Origin of the sequence: Proteus columbae (genome assembly GCF_009914335.1) — a bacterium.
In the GTDB taxonomy this organism is placed as follows: domain Bacteria; phylum Pseudomonadota; class Gammaproteobacteria; order Enterobacterales; family Enterobacteriaceae; genus Proteus.
Genome location: NZ_CP043925.1, coordinates 3,439,405 through 3,458,965, shown reverse-complemented (window position 1 = coordinate 3,458,965; position 19,561 = coordinate 3,439,405). Strand labels below are relative to the sequence as shown.

Sequence of the window (19,561 nt, the reverse complement as noted above, 5' to 3'; positions counted from 1 at the left end):
TCATGCCCCATAAAACCAGAAGCCTCGGACGTTCGCCAAAACAGACTGCTCAGGCACGATGATCTTGCTTCGTGAAAAAATCTCCTTGGCCGCTTCCTTATAAGCCAAGGCTCCACCTCCGGCGATCAATACCAAGTCCGCATTAATGCTTTCGTCACGCATGGATTGACGCATGGCTGTAAGAGCAACAGGCGCTACCTTTTTCATGGCAGCATTCAGATAAGGTGAAATATCGACTTTTTCTCCAAATAGCAGGACCTGTAAGTCGCCGGTTCTCATGGCTTTTTCAAGTCGATCCATTCCGACTTTGGCACCATGATCTTCCGAAATCAGCTTATCGATGGTTTCCAGTAGCACGGACATTGCCTGAAGACTGGTTCCTGATGAGCTGTAGCGAATTTCTCCGGCCTCAAGGGCAACCCAATCAACAGAAAAGAAGCCGGGATCAATGACGACGACACGACCTTCTTCAATCAAGCCCAGATCACCACCCGTTTGAACCAGATCCATATAGGCACCGGCAGGCTGTGGTAGTACTTTGACGTCATGAACGGTGATGCTGCGCTTAGGCGTCACTTGATGGACACCTTTTAAACGCTGCACAAGGTCAGACTTACGTTGTGGTTCATGAAACTGGGAAACCGGTAATCCAGTGACAACCAAATCGATGGATTCTGTTTCAGCCATTAACAAGGCGGCATGAAAAAGTGCCTTATAGGTTTTTGTGGTGGGATATTCCGGGTGAAGCTCTCGTTCCCAGCCTTGAAGGCGTCCAGCAGGAACACCAGCGGCCCAGCGCTCATTATCGACAGAGACATACAAACAAGTTTCATCATCGCCTCCACCGATACGCTCCGGCATACGATCCGCTGGACCGGCACCCGCAGGTAGAATAATGGTTTTCGGTTCACTACCTGATTGGCCAATTGCCAGCTTCAGGTTTGAGTAACCGATATCTACGCCTAGTACAAACATACTTATCTCCTGTGCACTCAAAGTGCTCTAACGGTTTTCAATCAACCGCGCTGTTCACGCTTGGGCATTTCCAAGTGCTCTGGCGGTTTACTCAAATGTCATTATCAGGATTCGGTGCACTGGCGGTGGGCAGAAAGGTGACAAATCCTTTCATCTATCTGCCTATTGCATTTTTGCAAAAGTATGAGAATAGGCTCTGTTTGGCGGCTGGTGACCTAGCCAAAAAAATTGAGACGCCAAACGTCGTTTGCATTCTGGCCTGAACTTGCCAAACGGTTTGTATCTTCATGGCGATACGTCTTTTTAGGTGTTTTTAAGTGAAATCAGCCTGTATCCCTTGTCGGGTATGGGATTGAGCGAGTCGATTTATATCGAGACGCCAAACAGTGATTGTGACGGCAGTTTTACGTTTGGCGTTTCGATCCAAAAGCCAAACGGATAGTGGTTTTGGCTTTAGGGGTTAATTGGATGGGGAAATTGGTTTGGTAGAAATCGTCAATGAACAATGGAAAGCAGATGTATCAGATTTACTTCAGCAAGAAACGGACAGGCTAAAAGCGCTGGCACGAGCTGAAGTTGATGACTTTTGGGTTACCCATTACAAGGTTCGAGAGAATGAGCCCTTTAAAGACTGGGGTCTGCTTGGTGTCCGTATCAGAGACTTTAAGTATGGCTTTGGCATAGAGTGGTATATCAACAGTTTTCACGGTCAACGAGGCAAACGCGTGGTCTTTAGCAAGGGGCTGCGTATCTCAAAGACGAAGCTGAGATACGCATTTTTAGACTGCCAAGGTTTGGCCAAAGAATGGGAGCTAGCGCTGGCCATGGAGAAAGAGGAATTCTTCAGTGATATTCGACGCCAGGTTGATAAGCTCAACATGCTGCGTCGCAGAGTGAATGCGTATTGAGTCAACTGCGCTACTTCACTCGCGGTAACTGGTCCCAGCGTGTTGTATAAGCGGGAGACAAATGCTCTCGCTTCATCGACCAATCTTTCTTGAGTCCTTGTCCAGCAAAGAAAACCTTTCCGGCACCGCTTTGGTTAATGGTGTCCAATACAGACATTAGCTGCTGGCTATTAGAGCGGGTCGATACGTCATCGAATAGTCCTGGTTGAAACATGCCAGGATCGTAAAAGTCAGACAGCATGACGCCCGCTTTGGCATAACGAAAACCATCCTTCCATATCCGCTTGAGTAAGTGATTGGCCAGCTCGATAAAATCCCGCGTGTCGCAACTGGGGATTAGCAATTCACCCGATGCAGAGTTGCTGTACTGCGGCTCGTTGTCCTTAAAGGGGCTGGTACGTATGAACACGGTCAGCACTTTGGCTTGCTGCTGTTCTTTGCGAAGTTTCTCAGTGGCGCGGGTTGCGTATTCGCATACGGCTTCACTTAAAAATTCAAAGTGCGTCACTTTTACGCCAAATGAACGGCTACAGACGATTTGCTTCTTAGTTGGCGGGATCTCTTCAAGTTCAATGCACGACTCACCATTGAGCTCTCTGACGGTTCTTTCTAAAACCTCTGAAAACTGGTCTCTGATGGCTCTAGGAGAGGCATTGGCGAGATCTAAGGCTGTGGTGATACCCAACGCATTTAAACGCTTAGAAAGCCGTCTACCAACGCCCCAAACATCATCAACCGGGACTAATGCGAGCAATCGACGTTGCCGATCTGGATTGGTCAGGTCTACAACCCCCTGAGTAGCTGGATATTTTTTGGCGGCATGGTTAGCCAGTTTGGCGAGTGTTTTAGTCGGTGCAATGCCTACACAGACGGTGATCCCAATCCAGTGGCCTATGCGCTCTCGCACTTGTTGTCCGAACTCGACAAGAGATATGGCAGACTCAATACCGGTTAAATCCAAAAACGCTTCGTCAATAGAGTAAACCTCTACTCGTGGTGCCATCTCCTCCAAAGTGCGCATCACTCGACTGCTTAAATCTGCATACAGCGCGTACAGTTGGCTAAGAATTCCCGCTAAAAATAGACGAGTAAGTGAGCAACCATTCTGCCGCATGGGTTGCTGGCGTCTAACACCAGAAAAATCACCCAGCCCAACCCGCTGTCTATTTTTTAAGGTGGGCATTCATCTACATGTCTAATTTTTTACCAATTTGATCGCTAAGATGTACTAATTTGATTACCGAGGGAGACTGACGGACTAATTACTTAGGGGCTTAATCGTACAATCTCCACTCGACACCACACAACTCACTTCTGGACATTTCTGAGTTGCATTTTAGCTAATTTAGAAAAACATGAATTAGATAAAGTATGGAAATTTCAAATCAATATGAGGCGGACATGAAGAAATTGAAAAAAGTAGCTTAACTGGGTTGGTCAATTTTGGTTGACCACGTCATGTTCCGGTGAGTACGCAAGTCATTGGCGCTAACGAATATGAAGGTCACTTTGCTTTTGACTTACTCTATAACAACTCTTCAGATATACAGCCTAATACCTTATCGACCGATACGCATGGTACCAATAATGTTAACTTCGCTATATTAGATTTCTTTGGTTACACATTCGCCCCTCGATACGCGAAAATGAAAAAGGTGTTTTTTGAGCTATTTGAAGTGACTGAAGAGAACGGAGGCCGTATTCAATTAAAGAAAGATATTAATCATAAGCTAATTGCTGAAGAATGGGACAATATTCAGCATATTGTTTGTTCATTGAGTCGTAAAACCACCACTCAAAGCACAATCATTAGAAAGTTGAGTAACGGCAAGAGCCGAAGATTGTCAGCATTGCATGAGTACGACCGTTTAATTAAATCTATTTATGTTTTGGAGTATGTTGATAATTCAACGTTGCGTCATTACGTCCAGCAAGCCTTGAACAGAGGTGAAGCATACCATCAGTTAAAACGTGCTATTACTTCAGTTAATGGCAATAAATTTCGTGGGGGGAATGATTACCAAGTATCACAATGGGGTTCTAGGGATTTTCCCCTCTAAAAAGACTTAATCCTCTGTAGACCACACCAATAAATGGCTGCGGAGGTGGGTTACTACTTATAAGTGTGGCAAATTAGGTAAATATCGTACATTTAATACGGAACAGCCCTGATATGGCCATCAAAAACGAAATTACTATTCTCACGAGAGCAGAACAGGCAGATCTTTATTCCCCACCCATTTTTTCAATCGAAGAACAACGTCTGTACTTTTCTCTGAACGATGCGGAATTGGCAGTTTTTCGGTCAATTCGTCTCAGAGCTCATAGATGTTACTTTGTCGCGATTTTGGGATACTTCAAATCAAAGCCCGTCATCCTAGATATCGCTTACTCGCAGGTTTCTAAGGATTTAATGTTCATCAGTAAAGAGCTGCTTGGCGGCAAGGGGCTCAGACCATTCACTCCCTCACAAAAACAAAAAGATCGACTCTACGCAAAAGTATTAGACCTTGCTGGTTATCACAAATGGGACGAAAGTCAGCACTTCAATTCTCTTTTCGACCACCTTGTTCAGGTGGGCAATGCCTGGCTGGAGCCGCGTTACCTCTTTGATACTGCTATTGAATTCCTAACCAGTCACAGCATTGCTATCCCTAGGTACACCGTACTCCAGAGACTGATAAGCAGAGCGATGCAGCAGGTCAGAAAAGACCTGGCGCACCAACTTAATCAACTCACCAGTCCTGAACTTCACGTCTTTCTGGACAGCATAACAGCCATTGATGACGGACTAAGCCTGAACCAGCTCAGAGGCGGTGCAAAAAGTCTGACCGTACCTGAACTTAAAAAAGAGCTTGCCCTTTATCATCAGTTAGCGCCATGGCGCACGCAAATCAATGGCGTTATCGATGGGCTTAATCTGTCTCTTAAAAATCGACAACACTTCGGTGAGCTCATCAACTATTACGGTAGTAAACTCAAACGATTCAAACGCGCACAGCAGCATCTATGGTTGCTATGTCACCTGACAGAGCGGATACAACTGGCACTGGAACGGTTAACTGATGGGTTCATTTACCATATCCGCAAGCAACAAGAAGCTGCCAACACCTTTGCACAACAAGCAGTGTTCCTGTCCTGGCAGTCAGCCGCGGACAATGTCACGAAAGCGGCAGAGTTACTGCATCTGTTTGTGGATGAGAACATTGATGATAATCAACCCTTCTCAGTAGTCAGACAACAGGCATTGAAGGTCATGAATGACAGGGATATCCAGACCCTCTGCCTTTACCTGAAAAAACAGAAACGGACCGTGGAAGAGTACCAGTGGCAACATTACGATGAACAATGCAATCTCCTGGAGCAACTGTTAAGGCAGGTGTTCTTGTGCCTTGAATGTGAGGCCGGTAAAGGCTCAGAAGCCGTCGTCGCCCAACTTCAACAGATGCAGACGGAAATCGCATTCGGTGGACCACTGAAGACGATGGATACGTCGCTCATCCCGAAAAAGCACCTCCCATGGTTGGTTAAACAGGATAACGTTAACCCGCAACGTTACGAATGGCTGCTCTACCGGCAGTTAACCTCACGACTGAATGGACGCATTTATTTGCCAAATGTTACCAAATACCGCGCACTGGAAGACGACCTGATCCCCCAGACATCGCAGGATACCTTGCTGGCCTCATCAACACTGGACAGACTAAAACAGCCCGCAGAGTTATTGTTACAGGAGAAACAACACCGGCTGGAAAGTGCACTCAAAGACGTTGCTCTCCATATTGATGAGGGAGACAATCGAAATGTGATCATGAAAAATCGTACCGGTACCCGCTGGCGTCTGCCGACCAAAAGCGCTACATCTCTGGTCAACAATCCCTTTTTTAAGCGAATGCAACCGGTCGGTATCGCGGATGTACTGCGGTATGTAGAGCGCGAAACCGGGTTCATGAAATGTCTGACTCATGTACTTCCGATACAAAAACAAGGGTTCACTCATCAGGATGATTTACTGGCCATTCTGATTGCCAACGCCACTCACCGTGGTGTGTATGGCATGGCGCAGATCTCCGATCGAAGCTATGAACACCTGAGTACGGTGCAGGCCAACTATATCCGGCCTGAAACGCTGCATGACGCCAGCGACGTGATCAATAATGCGGTTGCAGCGCTACCCATCTTCCGCCACTACCATATTCAGGAGGACCAGCTGCATGCCAGTGCGGATGGTCAGAAATTCGAAACCCATCTGGAAACCTTTAAAACCCGGTACTCCTCTAAGTATTTCGGCACCAACAAAGGGATCACGGCCATGACACTGGTGGCCAACCACAGCGCCCTCAATGCTCGGATCATCGGTTCCAACGAGCACGAATCACACTATATTTATGACCTGTTACAATCCAACAGCAGTGAAATCAAACCTGACGTACTCTCGACAGATACACACGGTGTCAATCATGTTAACTTCGCCTTACTGGATCTATGCGGTTACAGTTTTGCACCGCGATACGCGCAGTTCAGTAGTGTCATCAATGATCTGTTTGATGTGACTGAAAGTGAACAAGGCAGCACCATACTGGCGCTAAAGAAGCCTATCAGAACGAATGTTATTACAACGGGATGGCAAGATATCAGGCGTATTGTTCTGTCACTTCAGACAAAGCGGACGACACAAGCAATGCTGGTAAGAAAGTTGTCTGGTTACCCTTCTGGACACCCAATATTACAGGCTCTGACGGAGTATAATCGACTGGTTAAAGCGCAATATTTACTTGACTACATCGACGATGCCAGTTTGCGGCAGTATGTGCAACGTGCCCTGAACCGGGGAGAAGCATGGCACTTCCTTAGACGAGCCATTGCGTCGGTGAATGGTGATCAGTTCCGTGGCAAAAACGAGTCTGAAATCGCTATCTGGAATGAATGCGCAAGATTGCTTGCCAACGCGATCATCTACTTCAACTCCGCGATACTGAGTCATCTTCTGGGACACTTTGAAGCGAGAGGAGATGAAGAGAAAGCGGGTATCACTCGTGCTGTTTCGCCCGTTGCGTGGCAAAATATCAACTTAAGCGGAACGTATAACTTCACTAATACTGGGAAATTGCCCAATATTGGCGAAATAACAAGGCCGATAGTGGATGATTAGGCTCCAAGCTGAAAGTAAACCACCTCCGCAGCCATTTATTGGTGTGGTCTACAGAGGATTATGTCTTTTTAGAGGGGAAAATCCCTAGAACCCCACCTTGAGACAGAACGCGCCTTGGTCAGAATCCCAGTCGCTGGGCGGGTTTGCGCCTACGCTCTTGACCCCCACGAGGTCTGGAAAGGGTACGACAACGCCAAAGAATACGCGGCCTTCGTGACCAAGACGCTGGTCAACAAGGACGGCGATATTAAGCGCCGGATCATGTCGATGTTTAGCCCAGAGGAACGCCCAGACGACAGGGAGTGACGGGCACTGGCTGGCAATGTCTAGCAACGGCAGGCATTTCGGCTGAGGGTAAAAGAACTTTCCGCTAAGCGATAGACTGTATGTAAACACAGTATTGCAAGGACGCGGAACATGCCTCATGTGGCGGCCAGGACGGCCAGCCGGGATCGGGATACTGGTCGTTACCAGAGCCACCGACCCGAGCAAACCCTTCTCTATCAGATCGTTGACGAGTATTACCCGGCATTCGCTGCGCTTATGGCAGAGCAGGGAAAGGAATTGCCGGGCTATGTGCAACGGGAATTTGAAGAATTTCTCCAATGCGGGCGGCTGGAGCATGGCTTTCTACGGGTTCGCTGCGAGTCTTGCCACGCCGAGCACCTGGTCGCTTTCAGCTGTAAGCGTCGCGGTTTCTGCCCGAGCTGTGGGGCGCGGCGGATGGCCGAAAGTGCCGCCTTGCTGGTTGATGAAGTACTGCCTGAACAACCCATGCGTCAGTGGGTGTTGAGCTTCCCGTTTCAGCTGCGTTTCCTGTTTGCCAGCCGGCCCGAGATCATGGGGTGGGTGCTGGGCATCGTTTACCGCGTCATTGCCACGCACCTGGTCAAGAAAGCGGGCCATACCCACCAAGTGGCCAAGACGGGCGCGGTCACCCTGATCCAGCGTTTTGGATCGGCGCTCAATCTGAATGTTCACTTCCACATGCTGTTTCTCGACGGTGTGTATGTCGAGCAATCCCACGGCTCAGCGCGTTTCCGCTGGGTCAAGGCGCCGACCAGCCCAGAGCTCACCCAGCTGACGCACACCATCGCCCACCGGGTGGGTCGCTATCTGGAACGGCAAGGCCTGCTGGAACGGGATGTCGAAAACAGCTATCTGGCCTCGGATGCGGTGGATGACGACCCGATGACACCCCTGCTGGGGCACTCGATCACTTACCGTATCGCTGTCGGTTCACAGGCGGGGCGAAAGGTGTTCACTTTGCAAACTCTGCCGACCAGTGGTGATCCGTTCGGTGACGGGATTGGCAAGGTAGCCGGGTCCAGCCTGCACGCCGGCGTGGCGGCCAGGGCCGATGAACGCAAGAAGCTCGAACGGCTGTGCCGGTACATCAGCCGCCCGGCGGTATCCGAGAAGCGGCTGTCGTTAACACGAGGCGGCAACGTGCGCTACCAGCTCAAGACGCCGTACCGGGACGGCACCACGCACGTCATTTTCGAACCATTGGATTTCATTGCAAGGCTGGCCGCCCTGGTACCGAAGCCCAGAGTCAACCTAACCCGCTTCCACGGGGTGTTCGCACCCAACAGTCGGCACCGGGCGTTGGTCACGCCGGCAAAACGGGGCAGGGGCAACAAGGTCAGGGTGGCTGATGAACCGGCAACACCAGCACAACGGCGAGCGTCGATGACATGGGCGCAACGGCTCAAGCGTGTTTTCAATATCGACATCGAGACCTGCAGCGGCTGCGGCGGCGCCATGAAAGTCATCGCCTGCATTGAAGACCCTATAGTGATCAAGCAGATCCTTGATCACCTGAAGCACAAAGCCGAAACCAGCGGGACCAGGGCGTTACCCGAAAGCCGGGCGCCACCGGCTGAGCTGCTCCTGGGTCTGTTTGACTGACGAGCCTGAAGGCCAACGATACCAATCAAAATGCTGCGTTCACAGCGCCGCGGCAGGGATCCGCCGTGCTGGTTGTCGGAAAAGGAGCCGCTAGTGGGAAAGAGGAGGGTAAATTTTCAGCGTTGCTGGCTCCCCGTCAGCCGGATTGGGTTGCATCGCAGGGGTGTCGAAAGAGTCAACTGCGGTCCAAAGCTGTTGGACTTGGGTGAAAAGGGCGTTTATTCTTCCTATACGTGCCGCGTTCCAGGCGGCGACTATGAGGGCTATGTCGATGCCCATGTGCGCCGGCTGGAGGCGCTACGCCGGGCCGGTATCGTCGAGCGGATCGACGCCGACCAATGGCGCATCCCCGATGATCTGGTCAGCCGTGCCGCCGCCCATGACGCCGGCCGAGACAGTCAGGCCAGCGTTCGCGTCCTTTCCCCGGTCGATCTGAACAAACAGATCGGATCGGACGGCGCGACCTGGCTGGACCGGCGGCTGATCCACGGCGAGACGGCCGACCTTGCGCCAACCGGCTTCGGGCAACAAGTCCGCGAAGCCATGGACCAGCGCCGCGAGCACCATATCGAACAGGGCGACGCCACCCGCAGCCGGGACAGCCGCGTCTTCTACCGGCGCAACCTTCTCGCCATCCTGCGGGAGCGCGAGGTAGCCGGCGTCGGATCGGATATGGCTTTGAGTAAGGGCCTGCCGTTCCGCGCCGCCACGGACGGCGAGAGCGTCAGCGGCAAGTTTACCGGAACCGTGCATCTATCGAGCGGCAAGTTCGCCGTGGTCGAGAAATCCCATGAGTTCACCCTTGTCCCGTGGCGGCCGATCATCGACCGCCAACTCGGCCGCGAGGTTATGGGCATCGTGCAGGGCGGGTCGGTGTCGTGGCAGTTAGGGCGGCAGAGGGGGCTGGAACGCTGAGTGCGCCCATGCCGCATTGCGAAGCAAAAGATAATCTGATAAAATGTAGCAATTCATATTCGTAAGCGTGGAGTAATCAGATGGGAAATTCCAAGTCAGCAGACAAGTAAGCCGCAACAACCAGTATTGTTGTTGCGGCGCTCTGTAAGGCTAGTCTCATCTGATTGCTGACGAGCAGACGTCGCCCGGTATTCCTTAATCTTAATCGAGGGTTGATTCGTCATGACCACCACACGCCCCGCGTGGGCCTATACGCTGCCGGCAGCACTGCTGCTGATGGCTCCTTTCGACATCCTCGCTTCACTGGCGATGGATATTTATCTCCCTGTCGTTCCAGCGATGCCCGGCATCCTGAACACGACGCCCGCTATGATCCAACTCACGTTGAGCCTCTATATGGTGATGCTCGGCGTGGGCCAGGTGATTTTTGGTCCGCTCTCAGACAGAATCGGGCGACGGCCAATTCTACTTGCGGGCGCAACGGCTTTCGTCATTGCGTCTCTGGGAGCAGCTTGGTCTTCAACTGCACCGGCCTTTGTCGCTTTCCGTCTACTTCAAGCAGTGGGCGCGTCGGCCATGCTGGTGGCGACGTTCGCGACGGTTCGCGACGTTTATGCCAACCGTCCTGAGGGTGTCGTCATCTACGGCCTTTTCAGTTCGATGCTGGCGTTCGTGCCTGCGCTCGGCCCTATCGCCGGAGTATTGATCGGCGAGTTCTTGGGATGGCAGGCGATATTCATTACTTTGGCTATACTGGCGATGCTCGCACTCCTAAATGCGGGTTTCAGGTGGCACGAAACCCGCCCTCTGGATCAAGTCAAGACGCGCCGATCTGTCTTGCCGATCTTCGCGAGTCCGGCTTTTTGGGTTTACACTGTCGGCTTTAGCGCCGGTATGGGCACCTACTTCGTCTTCTTCTCGACGGCTCCCCGTGTGCTCATAGGCCAAGCGGAATATTCCGAGATCGGATTCAGCTTTGCCTTCGCCACTGTCGCGCTTGTAATGATCGTGACAACCCGTTTCGCGAAGTCCTTTGTCGCCAGATGGGGCATCGCAGGATGCGTGGCGCGTGGGATGGCGTTGCTTGTTTGCGGAGCGGTCCTGTTGGGGATCGGCGAACTTTACGGCTCGCCGTCATTCCTCACCTTCATCCTACCGATGTGGGTTGTCGCGGTCGGTATTGTCTTCACGGTGTCCGTTACCGCGAACGGCGCTTTGGCAGAGTTCGACGACATCGCGGGATCAGCGGTCGCGTTCTACTTCTGCGTTCAAAGCCTGATAGTCAGCATTGTCGGGACATTGGCGGTGGCACTTTTAAACGGTGACACAGCGTGGCCCGTGATCTGTTACGCCACGGCGATGGCGGTACTGGTTTCGTTGGGGCTGGTGCTCCTTCGGCTCCGTGGGGCTGCCACCGAGAAGTCGCCAGTCGTCTAACCGACGACTGGTAGCAGGCCCGCTCCGATGCGGCGCACTAACCATCGAAACCTCGTGAATGTCGGTATCCTGTCTGGCAGGATACCGCTCATTTCCCTTGTTCAGTTCATCGCCGTCGCCGAGCATCTGAATTTTCGGCATGCGGCCAAGGCACTTGGTATCAGCCAGTCGAGCGTCAGCGCGCGTGTGAAAGCGCTGGAGGATAACCTTGGTGTCCTGCTATTTGAGCGCCATGCGCGGGGCGTTCGGCTAACAGACGCAGGCAGGCACTTCATGGAGCGTGTCACGGCGGGTGTCGATCAACTCGATCACGCAGTGAAGACCGCGGAGTGACGGGCACTGGCTGGCAATGTCTAGCAACGGCAGGCATTTCGGCTGAGGGTAAAAGAACTTTCCGCTAAGCGATAGACTGTATGTAAACACAGTATTGCAAGGACGCGGAACATGCCTCATGTGGCGGCCAGGACGGCCAGCCGGGATCGGGATACTGGTCGTTACCAGAGCCACCGACCCGAGCAAACCCTTCTCTATCAGATCGTTGACGAGTATTACCCGGCATTCGCTGCGCTTATGGCAGAGCAGGGAAAGGAATTGCCGGGCTATGTGCAACGGGAATTTGAAGAATTTCTCCAATGCGGGCGGCTGGAGCATGGCTTTCTACGGGTTCGCTGCGAGTCTTGCCACGCCGAGCACCTGGTCGCTTTCAGCTGTAAGCGTCGCGGTTTCTGCCCGAGCTGTGGGGCGCGGCGGATGGCCGAAAGTGCCGCCTTGCTGGTTGATGAAGTACTGCCTGAACAACCCATGCGTCAGTGGGTGTTGAGCTTCCCGTTTCAGCTGCGTTTCCTGTTTGCCAGCCGGCCCGAGATCATGGGGTGGGTGCTGGGCATCGTTTACCGCGTCATTGCCACGCACCTGGTCAAGAAAGCGGGCCATACCCACCAAGTGGCCAAGACGGGCGCGGTCACCCTGATCCAGCGTTTTGGATCGGCGCTCAATCTGAATGTTCACTTCCACATGCTGTTTCTCGACGGTGTGTATGTCGAGCAATCCCACGGCTCAGCGCGTTTCCGCTGGGTCAAGGCGCCGACCAGCCCAGAGCTCACCCAGCTGACGCACACCATCGCCCACCGGGTGGGTCGCTATCTGGAACGGCAAGGCCTGCTGGAACGGGATGTCGAAAACAGCTATCTGGCCTCGGATGCGGTGGATGACGACCCGATGACACCCCTGCTGGGGCACTCGATCACTTACCGTATCGCTGTCGGTTCACAGGCGGGGCGAAAGGTGTTCACTTTGCAAACTCTGCCGACCAGTGGTGATCCGTTCGGTGACGGGATTGGCAAGGTAGCCGGGTCCAGCCTGCACGCCGGCGTGGCGGCCAGGGCCGATGAACGCAAGAAGCTCGAACGGCTGTGCCGGTACATCAGCCGCCCGGCGGTATCCGAGAAGCGGCTGTCGTTAACACGAGGCGGCAACGTGCGCTACCAGCTCAAGACGCCGTACCGGGACGGCACCACGCACGTCATTTTCGAACCATTGGATTTCATTGCAAGGCTGGCCGCCCTGGTACCGAAGCCCAGAGTCAACCTAACCCGCTTCCACGGGGTGTTCGCACCCAACAGTCGGCACCGGGCGTTGGTCACGCCGGCAAAACGGGGCAGGGGCAACAAGGTCAGGGTGGCTGATGAACCGGCAACACCAGCACAACGGCGAGCGTCGATGACATGGGCGCAACGGCTCAAGCGTGTTTTCAATATCGACATCGAGACCTGCAGCGGCTGCGGCGGCGCCATGAAAGTCATCGCCTGCATTGAAGACCCTATAGTGATCAAGCAGATCCTTGATCACCTGAAGCACAAAGCCGAAACCAGCGGGACCAGGGCGTTACCCGAAAGCCGGGCGCCACCGGCTGAGCTGCTCCTGGGTCTGTTTGACTGACGAGCCTGAAGGCCAACGATACCAATCAAAATGCTGCGTTCACAGCGCCGCGGCAGGGATCCGCCGTGCTGGTTGTCGGAAAAGGAGCCGCTAGTGGGAAAGAGGAGGGTAAATTTTCAGCGTTGCTGGCTCCCCGTCAGCCGGATTGGGTTGCATCGCAGGGGTGTCGAAAGAGTCAACTGCGGTCCAAAGCTGTTGGACTTGGGTGAAAAGGGCGTTTATTCTTCCTATACGTGCCGCGTTCCAGGCGGCGACTATGAGGGCTATGTCGATGCCCATGTGCGCCGGCTGGAGGCGCTACGCCGGGCCGGTATCGTCGAGCGGATCGACGCCGACCAATGGCGCATCCCCGATGATCTGGTCAGCCGTGCCGCCGCCCATGACGCCGGCCGAGACAGTCAGGCCAGCGTTCGCGTCCTTTCCCCGGTCGATCTGAACAAACAGATCGGATCGGACGGCGCGACCTGGCTGGACCGGCGGCTGATCCACGGCGAGACGGCCGACCTTGCGCCAACCGGCTTCGGGCAACAAGTCCGCGAAGCCATGGACCAGCGCCGCGAGCACCATATCGAACAGGGCGACGCCACCCGCAGCCGGGACAGCCGCGTCTTCTACCGGCGCAACCTTCTCGCCATCCTGCGGGAGCGCGAGGTAGCCGGCGTCGGATCGGATATGGCTTTGAGTAAGGGCCTGCCGTTCCGCGCCGCCACGGACGGCGAGAGCGTCAGCGGCAAGTTTACCGGAACCGTGCATCTATCGAGCGGCAAGTTCGCCGTGGTCGAGAAATCCCATGAGTTCACCCTTGTCCCGTGGCGGCCGATCATCGACCGCCAACTCGGCCGCGAGGTTATGGGCATCGTGCAGGGCGGGTCGGTGTCGTGGCAGTTAGGGCGGCAGAGGGGGCTGGAACGCTGAGTGCGCCCATGCCGCATTGCGAAGCAAAAGATAATCTGATAAAATGTAGCAATTCATATTCGTAAGCGTGGAGTAATCAGATGGGAAATTCCAAGTCAGCAGACAAGTAAGCCGCAACAACCAGTATTGTTGTTGCGGCGCTCTGTAAGGCTAGTCTCATCTGATTGCTGACGAGCAGACGTCGCCCGGTATTCCTTAATCTTAATCGAGGGTTGATTCGTCATGACCACCACACGCCCCGCGTGGGCCTATACGCTGCCGGCAGCACTGCTGCTGATGGCTCCTTTCGACATCCTCGCTTCACTGGCGATGGATATTTATCTCCCTGTCGTTCCAGCGATGCCCGGCATCCTGAACACGACGCCCGCTATGATCCAACTCACGTTGAGCCTCTATATGGTGATGCTCGGCGTGGGCCAGGTGATTTTTGGTCCGCTCTCAGACAGAATCGGGCGACGGCCAATTCTACTTGCGGGCGCAACGGCTTTCGTCATTGCGTCTCTGGGAGCAGCTTGGTCTTCAACTGCACCGGCCTTTGTCGCTTTCCGTCTACTTCAAGCAGTGGGCGCGTCGGCCATGCTGGTGGCGACGTTCGCGACGGTTCGCGACGTTTATGCCAACCGTCCTGAGGGTGTCGTCATCTACGGCCTTTTCAGTTCGATGCTGGCGTTCGTGCCTGCGCTCGGCCCTATCGCCGGAGTATTGATCGGCGAGTTCTTGGGATGGCAGGCGATATTCATTACTTTGGCTATACTGGCGATGCTCGCACTCCTAAATGCGGGTTTCAGGTGGCACGAAACCCGCCCTCTGGATCAAGTCAAGACGCGCCGATCTGTCTTGCCGATCTTCGCGAGTCCGGCTTTTTGGGTTTACACTGTCGGCTTTAGCGCCGGTATGGGCACCTACTTCGTCTTCTTCTCGACGGCTCCCCGTGTGCTCATAGGCCAAGCGGAATATTCCGAGATCGGATTCAGCTTTGCCTTCGCCACTGTCGCGCTTGTAATGATCGTGACAACCCGTTTCGCGAAGTCCTTTGTCGCCAGATGGGGCATCGCAGGATGCGTGGCGCGTGGGATGGCGTTGCTTGTTTGCGGAGCGGTCCTGTTGGGGATCGGCGAACTTTACGGCTCGCCGTCATTCCTCACCTTCATCCTACCGATGTGGGTTGTCGCGGTCGGTATTGTCTTCACGGTGTCCGTTACCGCGAACGGCGCTTTGGCAGAGTTCGACGACATCGCGGGATCAGCGGTCGCGTTCTACTTCTGCGTTCAAAGCCTGATAGTCAGCATTGTCGGGACATTGGCGGTGGCACTTTTAAACGGTGACACAGCGTGGCCCGTGATCTGTTACGCCACGGCGATGGCGGTACTGGTTTCGTTGGGGCTGGTGCTCCTTCGGCTCCGTGGGGCTGCCACCGAGAAGTCGCCAGTCGTCTAACCGACGACTGGTAGCAGGCCCGCTCCGATGCGGCGCACTAACCATCGAAACCTCGTGAATGTCGGTATCCTGTCTGGCAGGATACCGCTCATTTCCCTTGTTCAGTTCATCGCCGTCGCCGAGCATCTGAATTTTCGGCATGCGGCCAAGGCACTTGGTATCAGCCAGTCGAGCGTCAGCGCGCGTGTGAAAGCGCTGGAGGATAACCTTGGTGTCCTGCTATTTGAGCGCCATGCGCGGGGCGTTCGGCTAACAGACGCAGGCAGGCACTTCATGGAGCGTGTCACGGCGGGTGTCGATCAACTCGATCACGCAGTGAAGACCGCGGAGTGACGGGCACTGGCTGGCAATGTCTAGCAACGGCAGGCATTTCGGCTGAGGGTAAAAGAACTTTCCGCTAAGCGATAGACTGTATGTAAACACAGTATTGCAAGGACGCGGAACATGCCTCATGTGGCGGCCAGGACGGCCAGCCGGGATCGGGATACTGGTCGTTACCAGAGCCACCGACCCGAGCAAACCCTTCTCTATCAGATCGTTGACGAGTATTACCCGGCATTCGCTGCGCTTATGGCAGAGCAGGGAAAGGAATTGCCGGGCTATGTGCAACGGGAATTTGAAGAATTTCTCCAATGCGGGCGGCTGGAGCATGGCTTTCTACGGGTTCGCTGCGAGTCTTGCCACGCCGAGCACCTGGTCGCTTTCAGCTGTAAGCGTCGCGGTTTCTGCCCGAGCTGTGGGGCGCGGCGGATGGCCGAAAGTGCCGCCTTGCTGGTTGATGAAGTACTGCCTGAACAACCCATGCGTCAGTGGGTGTTGAGCTTCCCGTTTCAGCTGCGTTTCCTGTTTGCCAGCCGGCCCGAGATCATGGGGTGGGTGCTGGGCATCGTTTACCGCGTCATTGCCACGCACCTGGTCAAGAAAGCGGGCCATACCCACCAAGTGGCCAAGACGGGCGCGGTCACCCTGATCCAGCGTTTTGGATCGGCGCTCAATCTGAATGTTCACTTCCACATGCTGTTTCTCGACGGTGTGTATGTCGAGCAATCCCACGGCTCAGCGCGTTTCCGCTGGGTCAAGGCGCCGACCAGCCCAGAGCTCACCCAGCTGACGCACACCATCGCCCACCGGGTGGGTCGCTATCTGGAACGGCAAGGCCTGCTGGAACGGGATGTCGAAAACAGCTATCTGGCCTCGGATGCGGTGGATGACGACCCGATGACACCCCTGCTGGGGCACTCGATCACTTACCGTATCGCTGTCGGTTCACAGGCGGGGCGAAAGGTGTTCACTTTGCAAACTCTGCCGACCAGTGGTGATCCGTTCGGTGACGGGATTGGCAAGGTAGCCGGGTCCAGCCTGCACGCCGGCGTGGCGGCCAGGGCCGATGAACGCAAGAAGCTCGAACGGCTGTGCCGGTACATCAGCCGCCCGGCGGTATCCGAGAAGCGGCTGTCGTTAACACGAGGCGGCAACGTGCGCTACCAGCTCAAGACGCCGTACCGGGACGGCACCACGCACGTCATTTTCGAACCATTGGATTTCATTGCAAGGCTGGCCGCCCTGGTACCGAAGCCCAGAGTCAACCTAACCCGCTTCCACGGGGTGTTCGCACCCAACAGTCGGCACCGGGCGTTGGTCACGCCGGCAAAACGGGGCAGGGGCAACAAGGTCAGGGTGGCTGATGAACCGGCAACACCAGCACAACGGCGAGCGTCGATGACATGGGCGCAACGGCTCAAGCGTGTTTTCAATATCGACATCGAGACCTGCAGCGGCTGCGGCGGCGCCATGAAAGTCATCGCCTGCATTGAAGACCCTATAGTGATCAAGCAGATCCTTGATCACCTGAAGCACAAAGCCGAAACCAGCGGGACCAGGGCGTTACCCGAAAGCCGGGCGCCACCGGCTGAGCTGCTCCTGGGTCTGTTTGACTGACGAGCCTGAAGGCCAACGATACCAATCAAAATGCTGCGTTCACAGCGCCGCGGCAGGGATCCGCCGTGCTGGTTGTCGGAAAAGGAGCCGCTAGTGGGAAAGAGGAGGGTAAATTTTCAGCGTTGCTGGCTCCCCGTCAGCCGGATTGGGTTGCATCGCAGGGGTGTCGAAAGAGTCAACTGCGGTCCAAAGCTGTTGGACTTGGGTGAAAAGGGCGTTTATTCTGGGGTCGTTTGCGGGAGAGGGCGAAATCCTACGCTAAGGCTTTGGCCAACGATATTCTCCGGTAAGATTGATGTGTTCCCAGGGGATAGGAGAAGTCGCTTGATATCTAGTATGACGTCTGTCGCACCTGCTTGATCGCGGCCGCGATAGCTAGATCGCGTTGCTCCTCTTCTCCATCCGCGTTCCAAGCTGCGGAAAGGCACCCATAAGCGTACGCCTGGTCGAGCAGGCGACGCGGATCGACGTCCAGCGCACGAGAGAATGCGTCCGCCATCTGTGCAATGCGTCTAGGATCGAGACAAAGGTCGTCTCTGTCAGCCGGATCGTAGAACATATTGGCGGCGCCAAAGCCCACTTCACCGACCAGACCGACGGGATCTATCACCAGCCAGCCGCGACTGGAGAACATGATGTTTTCATGATGCAGATCGCCATGTAGCCCACGCAGTTCCGAGGCATTGCTCATCATTTGATCGGCTATAATCGCCGCGTGGACGTAGTCAGTTTGACAACCTGCGTTTTGATCATCGCGCGCCCGCTGAAACAAAGCTGCAAAGCGATCCCGGATCGGGAGAAGGGCAGAAGGCAGGGGTTCCTCAGATGCGGCATACAGCTTCGCCATTAGTTCCGCTGCAATTTCGGTCGCCTGGTAGTCGCCGTGCTCGGCAACGATGTGAGAGAGCATTCGCTCCCCGGCATATTCGAGCAACATCAGATTGTTCTCACGACCGAGCAACCGGACTGCTCCCCTCCCATTGCGCCATACCAGATAGTCGGCCCCGCGCAGTTCATCAGCAATGTCTTCTATAGGTTTCAATCCCTTGACGATTGCAGGAGTCCCGTCTGGCAATGAAACTTTCCAAACGAGGCTGGAAAAGGTGTCCGCAATGAGAACAGGTTGCGAAACGTGCCAATGAGCAGGAAAAACAGGCGGCATGAACATCAACCCCAAGTCAGAGGGTCCAATCGCAGATAGAAGGCAAGGCGTTCGCGGTCGGGGGCTTCGATCCCCAATACATTGAATAGGACAGCGAAGGCGCGCTCTGCTTCATCTGGCGCTGCCCAGTTCTCTTCGGCGTTAGCAATCATGAGTGCCAAATCGGCATAGCGATCTGCTGTTCCGAGCCGCCCAAGGTCGATCAGACCCGTGCATTGAAGAGTTTTAGGGTCCACCATGAAGTTCGGCATGCAGGGATCACCATGGCAAACAACCATATCGGTGCGCTCTTGGTCGAGCCGCACCGGTAGCTCTCGTTCGACACGAGCCAAAAGATCGAGCTGCGGCGTACTCTTGTCCTCGTCCGGTAAGAAGTCGGGATTGACGGCATTGCGGGACACCACATCAACGGCGCGTCCGAACATTCGCGACAGCCTGCGCTCAAACGGACATTGATCAACCGATAGGCTGTGAACAGCGCCAAGTTGCTGCCCCATTGACGGCCACGCTTTGAGCAAATCCGCTCCAGACAGATCAGCCGCCGGTACTCCCGGAATTGCCGTTATCACCAAGCATGCACCCTCCTGTTCCTCCTGCCAGTTGATCACCTCGGGGCAAGCCACACCTCGACCTTTGAGCCAAATGAGGCGGTCACGCTCTCCAGCGAGCTCACCGCGGCGGGAAGCAGGTGCGATTTTCGCGAAGGCATGCCCGTCACCACGTCGAAAAACAAAATCACCAGATTCTCCGCCTCTGACAGGCAACCAGTCAGAATGCGATTCACCAAAAAAAATATTAGTTCGATTCAATGGAGGTTCCTTCAGTTTTCTGATGAAGCGCGGAGGTGAGAGGTGGTCCCACTTGTTTGAACAA

Annotated in this window: 16 protein-coding genes and 1 pseudogene; 13 read left to right on the top strand and 4 right to left on the bottom strand. The window is 54.5% G+C overall.

The annotated features are described in order from the left end of the window. A complete protein-coding gene (locus F1325_RS16185) occupies positions 1-975 on the bottom strand; it encodes a ParM/StbA family protein (RefSeq protein ID WP_000497807.1) in 975 nt (324 codons plus the stop codon). Between the two features lie 464 nt (positions 976-1,439). On the opposite strand from F1325_RS16185, the gene mobI reads away from it, so the two are divergent. After that, entirely contained in the window at positions 1,440-1,883 is a 444-nt protein-coding gene (gene mobI / locus F1325_RS16180) for a conjugative transfer protein MobI(A/C) (RefSeq protein ID WP_000348524.1), read from the top strand. 10 nt (positions 1,884-1,893) lie between these two features. Here the strand turns inward: mobI and umuC are convergent, their stop codons facing one another. Next, a complete protein-coding gene (umuC, locus tag F1325_RS16175) occupies positions 1,894-3,066 on the bottom strand; it encodes a translesion error-prone DNA polymerase V subunit UmuC (protein ID WP_001142610.1) in 1,173 nt (390 codons plus the stop codon). Between the two features lie 283 nt (positions 3,067-3,349). Between umuC and F1325_RS16170 the strand changes: the two genes are divergently transcribed. The 12 genes and pseudogenes from F1325_RS16170 to F1325_RS16120 all read left to right on the top strand — a co-directional run bounded on the left by F1325_RS16170 (position 3,350) and on the right by F1325_RS16120 (position 17,526). Beyond that, positions 3,350-3,943 carry a Tn3 family transposase gene (locus tag F1325_RS16170; RefSeq protein WP_000107352.1) on the top strand — a complete coding sequence of 198 codons (594 nt, stop codon included), beginning with the start codon at positions 3,350-3,352 and terminating at the stop codon, positions 3,941-3,943. A gap of 113 nt (positions 3,944-4,056) precedes the next feature. Continuing rightward, positions 4,057-7,035 (top strand): Tn3 family transposase, encoded by a 2,979-nt coding sequence (locus F1325_RS16165; RefSeq protein ID WP_000985631.1) that lies wholly within the window; start codon positions 4,057-4,059, stop codon positions 7,033-7,035. A 93-nt stretch (positions 7,036-7,128) separates the two neighbouring features. After that, a pseudogene (locus F1325_RS19510) lies at positions 7,129-7,341 on the top strand (repA); the annotation flags it as partial. Positions 7,342-7,452: 111 nt separating this feature from the next. After that, on the top strand, positions 7,453-8,946 hold the full coding sequence (locus tag F1325_RS16160) for an IS91-like element ISCR2 family transposase (RefSeq protein ID WP_001120888.1): 1,494 nt from the start codon (positions 7,453-7,455) through the stop codon (positions 8,944-8,946). 30 nt (positions 8,947-8,976) lie between these two features. Continuing rightward, positions 8,977-9,861 carry a DUF3363 domain-containing protein gene (locus F1325_RS19435; protein ID WP_001447541.1) on the top strand — a complete coding sequence of 295 codons (885 nt, stop codon included), beginning with the start codon at positions 8,977-8,979 and terminating at the stop codon, positions 9,859-9,861. 222 nt (positions 9,862-10,083) lie between these two features. Then, a complete protein-coding gene (floR, locus tag F1325_RS16150; protein ID WP_000214122.1) occupies positions 10,084-11,298 on the top strand; it encodes a chloramphenicol/florfenicol efflux MFS transporter FloR in 1,215 nt (404 codons plus the stop codon). Positions 11,299-11,325: 27 nt separating this feature from the next. Beyond that, positions 11,326-11,631, top strand: coding sequence for a LysR family transcriptional regulator (locus F1325_RS16145; RefSeq protein WP_001255015.1), 306 nt, complete (start codon positions 11,326-11,328; stop codon positions 11,629-11,631). A 111-nt stretch (positions 11,632-11,742) separates the two neighbouring features. Beyond that, a complete protein-coding gene (locus F1325_RS16140) occupies positions 11,743-13,236 on the top strand; it encodes an IS91-like element ISCR2 family transposase (RefSeq protein WP_001120888.1) in 1,494 nt (497 codons plus the stop codon). A gap of 30 nt (positions 13,237-13,266) precedes the next feature. Continuing rightward, positions 13,267-14,151 (top strand): DUF3363 domain-containing protein, encoded by an 885-nt coding sequence (locus F1325_RS19430; RefSeq protein WP_001447541.1) that lies wholly within the window; start codon positions 13,267-13,269, stop codon positions 14,149-14,151. 222 nt (positions 14,152-14,373) lie between these two features. After that, a complete protein-coding gene (gene floR, locus F1325_RS16130) occupies positions 14,374-15,588 on the top strand; it encodes a chloramphenicol/florfenicol efflux MFS transporter FloR (protein ID WP_000214122.1) in 1,215 nt (404 codons plus the stop codon). 27 nt (positions 15,589-15,615) lie between these two features. Continuing rightward, positions 15,616-15,921: a LysR family transcriptional regulator gene (locus F1325_RS16125; RefSeq protein WP_001255015.1), complete on the top strand. Its 306-nt coding sequence runs from the start codon at positions 15,616-15,618 to the stop codon at positions 15,919-15,921. A gap of 111 nt (positions 15,922-16,032) precedes the next feature. Further along, on the top strand, positions 16,033-17,526 hold the full coding sequence (locus tag F1325_RS16120) for an IS91-like element ISCR2 family transposase (protein WP_001120888.1): 1,494 nt from the start codon (positions 16,033-16,035) through the stop codon (positions 17,524-17,526). A gap of 331 nt (positions 17,527-17,857) precedes the next feature. On the opposite strand, the gene F1325_RS16105 is transcribed toward F1325_RS16120, so the two are convergent. Next, positions 17,858-18,694, bottom strand: coding sequence for an aminoglycoside O-phosphotransferase APH(6)-Id (locus F1325_RS16105; protein ID WP_000480968.1), 837 nt, complete (start codon positions 18,692-18,694; stop codon positions 17,858-17,860). Next, on the bottom strand, positions 18,694-19,497 hold the full coding sequence (gene aph(3'')-Ib / locus F1325_RS16100; protein ID WP_001082319.1) for an aminoglycoside O-phosphotransferase APH(3'')-Ib: 804 nt from the start codon (positions 19,495-19,497) through the stop codon (positions 18,694-18,696). Before aph(3'')-Ib ends, F1325_RS16105 begins: the two co-directional genes overlap by 1 nt. Positions 19,498-19,561 lie beyond the last annotated feature (64 nt).

Bases quoted from the DNA above. Each gene is read 5' to 3' on its own strand.
- F1325_RS16125 (WP_001255015.1), top strand. From the start codon at position 15,616: ATGCGGCGCACTAACCATCGAAACCTCGTGAATGTCGGTATCCTGTCT.
- F1325_RS19430 (WP_001447541.1), top strand. From the start codon at position 13,267: ATGCTGCGTTCACAGCGCCGCGGCAGGGATCCGCCGTGCTGGTTGTCG.
- umuC (WP_001142610.1), bottom strand. From the start codon at position 3,066: ATGCCCACCTTAAAAAATAGACAGCGGGTTGGGCTGGGTGATTTTTCT.
- floR (WP_000214122.1), top strand. From the start codon at position 10,084: ATGACCACCACACGCCCCGCGTGGGCCTATACGCTGCCGGCAGCACTG.
- F1325_RS16185 (WP_000497807.1), bottom strand. From the start codon at position 975: ATGTTTGTACTAGGCGTAGATATCGGTTACTCAAACCTGAAGCTGGCA.
- F1325_RS16140 (WP_001120888.1), top strand. From the start codon at position 11,743: ATGCCTCATGTGGCGGCCAGGACGGCCAGCCGGGATCGGGATACTGGT.
- F1325_RS16145 (WP_001255015.1), top strand. From the start codon at position 11,326: ATGCGGCGCACTAACCATCGAAACCTCGTGAATGTCGGTATCCTGTCT.
- F1325_RS16120 (WP_001120888.1), top strand. From the start codon at position 16,033: ATGCCTCATGTGGCGGCCAGGACGGCCAGCCGGGATCGGGATACTGGT.
- F1325_RS16160 (WP_001120888.1), top strand. From the start codon at position 7,453: ATGCCTCATGTGGCGGCCAGGACGGCCAGCCGGGATCGGGATACTGGT.
- F1325_RS16105 (WP_000480968.1), bottom strand. From the start codon at position 18,694: ATGTTCATGCCGCCTGTTTTTCCTGCTCATTGGCACGTTTCGCAACCT.
- F1325_RS19435 (WP_001447541.1), top strand. From the start codon at position 8,977: ATGCTGCGTTCACAGCGCCGCGGCAGGGATCCGCCGTGCTGGTTGTCG.
- F1325_RS16165 (WP_000985631.1), top strand. From the start codon at position 4,057: ATGGCCATCAAAAACGAAATTACTATTCTCACGAGAGCAGAACAGGCA.
- floR (WP_000214122.1), top strand. From the start codon at position 14,374: ATGACCACCACACGCCCCGCGTGGGCCTATACGCTGCCGGCAGCACTG.